Source organism: Phenylobacterium sp., from assembly GCF_004799395.1.
Lineage (GTDB): Bacteria > Pseudomonadota > Alphaproteobacteria > Caulobacterales > Caulobacteraceae > Phenylobacterium.
In genome coordinates this window covers 1-6,571 of sequence record NZ_SSMZ01000005.1, presented here as the reverse complement: position 1 = coordinate 6,571, position 6,571 = coordinate 1, and the positions used below count along the sequence as shown (strand labels likewise).

7 protein-coding genes and 1 tRNA gene are annotated in these 6,571 nt (G+C 68.4%); 4 read left to right on the top strand and 4 right to left on the bottom strand.

Annotated elements, in window-relative coordinates; genetic code table 11:
• Nucleotides 1-343: 343 nt before the first annotated feature.
• Complete coding sequence (locus tag E8A12_RS00295; RefSeq protein ID WP_293365753.1) at nt 344-1,285, top strand: MBL fold metallo-hydrolase; 942 nt, start codon at nt 344-346, stop codon at nt 1,283-1,285.
• 77 nt (nt 1,286-1,362) lie between these two features.
• Here E8A12_RS00295 and E8A12_RS00290 read toward each other — a convergent pair whose 3' ends face one another.
• A complete protein-coding gene (locus E8A12_RS00290; RefSeq protein WP_293365752.1) occupies nt 1,363-1,494 on the bottom strand; it encodes an HHHH-motif protein in 132 nt (43 codons plus the stop codon).
• Between the two features lie 99 nt (nt 1,495-1,593).
• Nucleotides 1,594-1,669: transfer RNA gene (locus tag E8A12_RS00285), tRNA-Thr, on the bottom strand.
• 123 nt (nt 1,670-1,792) lie between these two features.
• Between E8A12_RS00285 and E8A12_RS00280 the strand changes: the two genes are divergently transcribed.
• The 3 genes from E8A12_RS00280 (at nt 1,793) to E8A12_RS00270 (ending at nt 5,139) form a co-directional block, all read left to right on the top strand.
• Entirely contained in the window at nt 1,793-2,443 is a 651-nt protein-coding gene (locus tag E8A12_RS00280) for a DUF6134 family protein (protein ID WP_293365751.1), read from the top strand.
• Nucleotides 2,444-2,518: 75 nt separating this feature from the next.
• Nucleotides 2,519-3,922 carry an amidase gene (locus E8A12_RS00275; RefSeq protein WP_293365750.1) on the top strand — a complete coding sequence of 468 codons (1,404 nt, stop codon included), beginning with the start codon at nt 2,519-2,521 and terminating at the stop codon, nt 3,920-3,922.
• A 209-nt stretch (nt 3,923-4,131) separates the two neighbouring features.
• Complete coding sequence (locus E8A12_RS00270; RefSeq protein ID WP_293365749.1) at nt 4,132-5,139, top strand: PEP-CTERM sorting domain-containing protein; 1,008 nt, start codon at nt 4,132-4,134, stop codon at nt 5,137-5,139.
• Here the strand turns inward: E8A12_RS00270 and E8A12_RS00265 are convergent.
• Together E8A12_RS00265 and E8A12_RS00260 are read right to left on the bottom strand one after the other, a co-directional pair.
• On the bottom strand, nt 5,136-5,918 hold the full coding sequence (locus tag E8A12_RS00265; protein WP_293365748.1) for an ABC transporter permease: 783 nt from the start codon (nt 5,916-5,918) through the stop codon (nt 5,136-5,138). The two genes, E8A12_RS00270 and E8A12_RS00265, sit on opposite strands and share 4 nt — an antisense overlap.
• Nucleotides 5,915-6,571, bottom strand: a 657-nt coding sequence (locus E8A12_RS00260; RefSeq protein ID WP_293365747.1) for an ABC transporter permease, incomplete at its 5' end; no start/stop codon positions are given. The genes E8A12_RS00265 and E8A12_RS00260, both read right to left, overlap by 4 nt.

The following is a 6,571-nucleotide window of genomic DNA, read 5'->3' as shown; positions in this document are numbered from 1 at the left end:
GGCCAGGTTGCCCAGGTGCTTGATGCCGTTGATGTAGGGCAGGGCCGAGGTGATGAGGATGCGGGCCATGACGCCTTCGTGGGGAAAACTGGAAGGGCCATATAAGCGCCCCGCCCCCAAAGCCAAAGGCCGAAGCGGGGTTCCTGCCTGATCGTCGATCAGCCGAAGCATAGCTGCGCTCAAGTAGGCGCTGGCCGATAGCGCAAACAAAACTGCGCGATTTTCGCCCGCTAGTCTTCGCTTTGTTTCAATTCAGAGACGTCTGCCTTGTCTGGACATTGCTTCAAGGCCCGCCTAGCGTTGCGCCCTCAAGTTCACGCCATAGTCCAGGGAGGGTGACCTAATGAACAAGATGATGATGGCGGCCGGCGTCGCGGCGGTTTCGCTGATGGCGGGCGCGGTGTTCGCCCAGCCCCCGGGCGGCCCTCCTCCCGGCGGCGGTCCCGGCGGCCCTCCGGGCGGCGCGCCCGGCGGCGGCGGCCCGCCCCCGCAGCAACCCCTGCAGATCAAGGAAGTGAAGACCGGCGTCTACATGGTCGTCGGCAACGGCGGCAATTCCACCGTGGTGGTCGGCCCCACCGGCGTGGTCCTGGTCGACACCAAGAACCCCGGCGAGAAGATCTACGACGAGCTCAACGACAAGATCAAAAGCGTCACGCCCCTGCCGGTGGACGAGGTGGTGATCACCCACCACCACGCCGACCACTCCGGCAACACCCTGCTGTTCGAGAACCACGGCGTGCCCGTGATCGGCCAGCAGCAGGAGATGCAGGCGCTGCAGACCTACGCCTCCACCGCCACCCCGCGGCCCACCGCGCCCAGCATCACCTACGAGACCGAGCTCACCACCACCGCCGGCGGGGTCAAGGTCGAGGCCCATCACTGGGGCGCGGGCCACACGGCCGGCGACACCGTGGTCTACTTCCCGGCCCAGAAGGTGGTCTCGGGCGGCGACGAGGTGGTCTCGACCACGCCCAACATCGACTATCCGTTCGGCGGCAGCGTCACCGGCTGGCTCACGAGCCTGGACGCCATTTCCAAGCTCGACTTCGACGTCATCATCCCGGGCCACGGCAATGACCCGCTGACCAAGGCCCAGTTCCTCGACTACGCCAAGAAGTGGCACACCTTCGCCGACCGCGCCCGCGCCGCCGTCAAGGCCGGCACGCCCAAGGACAAGCTGATGGCCGCGATCAAGACCGACGACCTCGGCTGGAACGTCACCACCGGCCAGTGGACCCCGCCGGCGCGCCTCGACCCGTTCTATGCTGAGATGTCGAAGTAGTCTGAACGGCTTTGCGGAAACGAAGAGGCCCCCCCGGTCGCCCGGCGGGGCCTTTTGCTTACGCGTCCAGCCGGAGCTTAGCCCCAGTGGCAGACGCGGTGATGGTGACGCATGTAGCACACGCGGTGGTGATGCGGGCGCGCGTCGGCGGACGAGGCGAAGGCGACGAGCGTGCCGGCGGCGATGGCGATGGCGAGGAAGGTCTTCATGTTCGAGCTCCTAATGAATCTACCCTAGGGGTCTCGATCAAACGCGCGGAACGAGCTTGAGCACCACGGCCGCGTGAAAATACCGGTTTATGGGAGTCGTGGTGCCGGATGCAGGACTCGAACCCGCGACCTTCGGTTTACAAAACCGCTGCTCTACCAGCTGAGCTAATCCGGCGCCGTTCCAGGGCTCTAGCCAGGAACGCTGAAAAAGTCAGCCATTTCGCGTCTCGCGCGCGTTGGATGGACGTCAGGGCCATGCTCTCCTACGGTTGCGCTTCGAGTCTGGGTGGAGGGGCCAATGCTTACGCTTGATCGTCGTGCGCTTGTCGCGGCCGCGCTGTCTGCGGCGGCCTTGCCGCGGTTCGCCCGGGCGGCCCTGCCGGCAAACTCGAGCGTGCATTACAACGTCCTGCGCAACGGCAAGCCGTTCGGCAACTACCAGCTGACCTTCGTCACCAATGGCGACACCCTGACGGCGACCACCGACGTGGCCATGGCGGCCAAGATCGCGGGCCTGACGGTGTTCAACTACCGCCACCACTGCGAGGAGGTCTGGAAGGCGGGGCGGTTCATGGAGCTGCACAGCACCAGCACCCGCGACAGCGACAAGCATTTCTGCGCCGTCGTGCGCACATCGACCGGCCTGGCGATCACCAACCAGGACGGCCCGCTGGTCGCGCCGCCCACGGCCAATCCCTACACCCACTGGAACCCGGCGGTGATCACCGGGCCGATGTTCAACCCCGAGACCGGCTTCATGCTGCGGCTCACCGCCCAGCCCATGGGGCACGAGCCCTTCGCGCTGGCCAACGGCGCCAAGATCACCGCCAACCATTGGGCGATGCGCGGCGAGAGCGAGATCGACGAGTGGTACGAGGACTCCGGCGCCTGGGCGGGCTTGCGCGCCGTCTTCCCCGACAAGTCGATCGTCGAATACCGCCGCACCTAGATTTCGCCATGCCGCGATTGGATCGCGCGCGCGGCTGTGCTTGCGTGGCGCCTTGAACAGGCCAGGGTGACCCGCATGGACTTCGAAGACTATCGCCGCCACGACGCGGTTGGCCTGGCCGAGCTGGTGGCGCGGCGCGAGGTCAGCGCGGGCGAGTTGCTGGACGCGGCGGCAGCGCGGATGGCCGAGGTCAATCCACAGATCAACGCTGTGACCATGGACCTGACGGACCGCGCCCGCGCCGAGCCGGCTGGGCACGGGGCGTTTAGCGGCGTGCCGTTCCTGCTGAAGGACCTGGGCGCGCAGCTCGCCGGCACACCCACCACCGGCGGCTCGCGCCTGTTCGCCGACGCCGTGGCGCCTGCCGACAATGCGATCGCCGTCGCCTACAAGGGCGCTGGCCTGTCGATCTTCGGCAAGACCAACACCCCGGAATTCGGCCTGTGGCCGTTCACGGAGTCGGAGTTCCTGGGCGTCTGCCGAAATCCCTGGGACCTCTCGCGGACGCCGGGCGGCTCGTCCGGGGGCGCGGCCGCGGCGGTGGCGGCGGGAATCGTGCCCGCCGCGCACGCCAGCGACGGCGGCGGCTCGATCCGCACGCCTGCCTCCTGTTGCGGCCTCTTCGGCATGAAGCCGTCGCGCGGTCGGGTCTCCTTCGCGCCGCTGGGCGAGGGCTGGGCCGGGGCCTCGATCCAGCACGCGGTGACCCGCTCGGTGCGCGACTCGGCCCACTTGCTGGACATCGTCTGCCGGCCGCAGCCCGGCGATCCCTATTTCCTCAGCCCGCCGGAACGCCCGTTCGCCGAGGAGGCGGCCCGCGAACCCGGGCGCCTGAGGATCGCGTTCATGGCCGGGGCCATGCAGGCGCCGGGCCTCGATCCGGAGTGCGAGGCTGCGGTGCGTGAGGCCGCGCGCCTCTGCGAGAGCCTCGGCCACGAGGTCGAGGAGGCGGTGATTCCCGGCGACGTTGCGGCCATGCAGGCCGCCGCGGGACAGGTGATCTCCGCCAGCATCGCGGCGAATCTGGACGCTTTCGCCGAACAGCGCGGCCGGCCCGTGCAGTCCGGCGAGGTCGAAGGCTTGACCATGGCGACCTATCGCCGCGGTTCCGGCGTTACTGCGGCGGCCTATGTCCGCGGCCTGTCAGCACTACACGCCTACACCCGGGCGCAGGCCCAATTGTTCGAGAATTACGACGTCCTGCTGCTCTCAACCCTGGGCAGCCCGGCGATCCCGGTGGGTTGGATTCTGGAGCGGCCGGAGCTGATCGGCGAGCGGTTGTTCGCCTTCATGCCCAACACCCAAGCCTTTAATAACACAGGACAACCGGCCATGACCGTGCCCCTGGCCCAGAGCGCCTCGGGACTGCCCATCGGACTGCAGTTCGTGGCCCGGATGGGCGCCGAATCGACGCTCTTCCGGCTGGCTGGACAGCTGGAGCAGGCGCGTCCCTGGTTCGACCATCACGCTCCCCTGTGAGGCGAGTTGTCGGAGCAAAAATCCCCCAAAACGCGAATTAAGGCGTCCGATAACAAGAATACCCGAGGTCAATCGGAGCAAATTTGAAATATAGTTAACGGACACATTACAGTCTCATAGTTGAATTTTTCGCGTATCTGCACGATAGTTGCACCGTGCGCACCATGGTCCCAGCCCGTTCCAGATCGAGACACGCCAAGCGGTTGTTCGTGACCGTCTGCGCGACCTTTGTCGCGGCCGGCGCCATGGCCTATTCGACGGGCGGCGGACAGCAGCACCATCAGGACGAGGCGCCGAACAAGCAGGTCGCCAGCAATGGCGGGTCTTCCAGCGGCGGCGACACGGTCCTGGAGACGCAGCAGAGCGATCCCAACAGCGACAGCGGCGGCGCTGGCGGCGGCGGTGACCCCGGCGTCGGGACCGACGGCCACGGGATCAACACCGATCCGGTGAACAGCAGCGGGCCGCACGGCGCCTATGGCCCCGGCGACGGACATGATGGCCCGGGGCCTGGCAACTTCATGCCCAACGGCGAGGATGGGCTGATGACGCTCGCCTCCTACGCCGCCGGCGCGGCGGGCAGCGGGCAGAACAGCAACAACAACAGCGACCATACGCCCGGCGGCTCGCACGACGGGACGCCCAATGGCGGCAGCAATCCGTTCACCGGCTCCTCGGCCGGCGGCGATAGCTCATCCAAGGTTGCGGGGCAGGGCGGCGATGGCGGCTCGGGCCTCGGTTCCGGCGATGGCTCCGGTGGCGGTGGCGGCGATGGCGGCTCCGGGGGCGGCGGTGCTGGCGGCGGTGGCGCGGGCTCGGGCGGCTTCGGCGGCGCGGGCGGCGGCGGTGGCGGCGGCTTCTTGCCTTCACCGACCAGCGGCTCAGGGACCACAGGTTCAGGCACTGGTACGGGCGCCGGTACTGGCACTGGTACGGGGGGCGCCCCCCCGCTGACGGGCGGCGATGGCGGTCTTCCGTCGGTTCCGGGCCTACCGGGCTCTGGCGGCGGCAACACCTGCACGGTCAGCACGTTCGACAGCTGCGCCGGTTCGCCCGTGACGCCCCAATTCGTGGCGCCCTCATTTGTCAGCCCGGGTCCTGGCCCCGACGCTCCGATCCCTGAGCCGGCCAGCTGGATGACCCTCATCCTGGGCTTCGGCGCCCTGGGCTCCGTGCTCCGCGGCCAGCGGCGGCGCGCCCGCGGGGCGCTGGTCTAGATCTCGCGCCGGCGCTGGATCCATCCGACGCCGACCACGCCTGCCGCCACCACCGCGATCAGCAGCGTCGAGACCGCATTGATTTCCGGGTTCACCCCAAGCCGCACCTGGCTGTAGAGCCGCATCGGCAGGGTCGTGGCGCCGGGGCCGGAGGTGAAACTGGCGATCACCAGGTCGTCCAGTGACAGGGTGAAGGCCAGCATCCAGGCCGCTGCCACCGCAGGCGCGATGTTGGGCAGGGTGACCTGCAGGAAGGCGCTGAGCGGGGTGCAGCCGAGGTCCTGGGCGGCCTCCTCGAGGCCCGTGTCAAACGAGGACAGCCGCGCCTGGATCACCACCGTGGCGTAGCAAAGCGTGATCGTCGCGTGGCTGACGGTCACCGTCCAGAATCCGCGCGGCAGGCCCAGCGCCACGAAGAGCAGCAGCAGCGAAAGGCCCAGGATAACCTCGGGCATCACCAGCGGGGCGTAGACCATGCCGGCGAACAGCGCCCGCCCGCGAAACCGCCCGGCGCGGACCAGGGCCACGGCCGCCAGGGTTCCGAGCAGCGTGGCGATGCTCGCCGAGATCAGCCCGACCCGCAGGGTGACGCCGATGGCGTCCAGCATCTGGCTGTCCTGCGCAAGCGCGGCGTACCAGCGGACGGAGAACCCGGCCCAGACCGTCACCAGGCGCCCAGCATTGAACGAATAGACCGCCAAGAGGACGATCGGCGCGTAGAGGAACGCCAGGCCCAGGACCACCGAGGTCCAGTTGAACGCCGAGGGCCCGCGTTTCACGCCAGCACCTTCGCCTGCTGGCGCTGGTAGATCGCGATCGGAATGGCCAGGGTCGCCAGCAGCACGATGGCCACCGCAGAGGCCGCCGGCCAGTCCCGGTCGGCGAAGAACTCGGTCCAGACGACGCGGCCCAGCATCAGGGTCTGGGACCCGCCCAAGAGGTCCGGGATCACGAATTCGCCGACCATCGGGATGAAGCAGAGCAGGGCGCCGGCCGCGACGCCCGGCGCGGAGAGCGGAACCGTCACCCGCCAGAAGGCGCCGGTGCGCGTGCAGCCGAGATCCAACGCCGCCTCGATCAGGCTCTCGTCGCGGCGCTCCAGCACGGCGTAGAGCGGCAGGACCATGAACGGCAGGTAGGCGTAGACCAGGCCGATCAGCACGCCGGCGCTGGTGTTCAGAAGCGCCAGCGGCGGCAAGTGAAGGGCGCCCAGCGCCTCGTTCAACAGGCCTGCGGGCTTCAGGATCGCGATCCAGGCATAGATGCGGATCAGGAAGCTCGTCCAGAACGGCAGGATCACCGCCATCAGGAGGCCCTGCCGCGCCCGCGGTCCGAAGCGGCTCATGCCATAGGCGATGGGGTAGCCGATCGCGATCAGGATGGCTGTCGCCAGGCCCGCGAACTTAAGGCTCGACAGGTAGGCGTTGAGGTA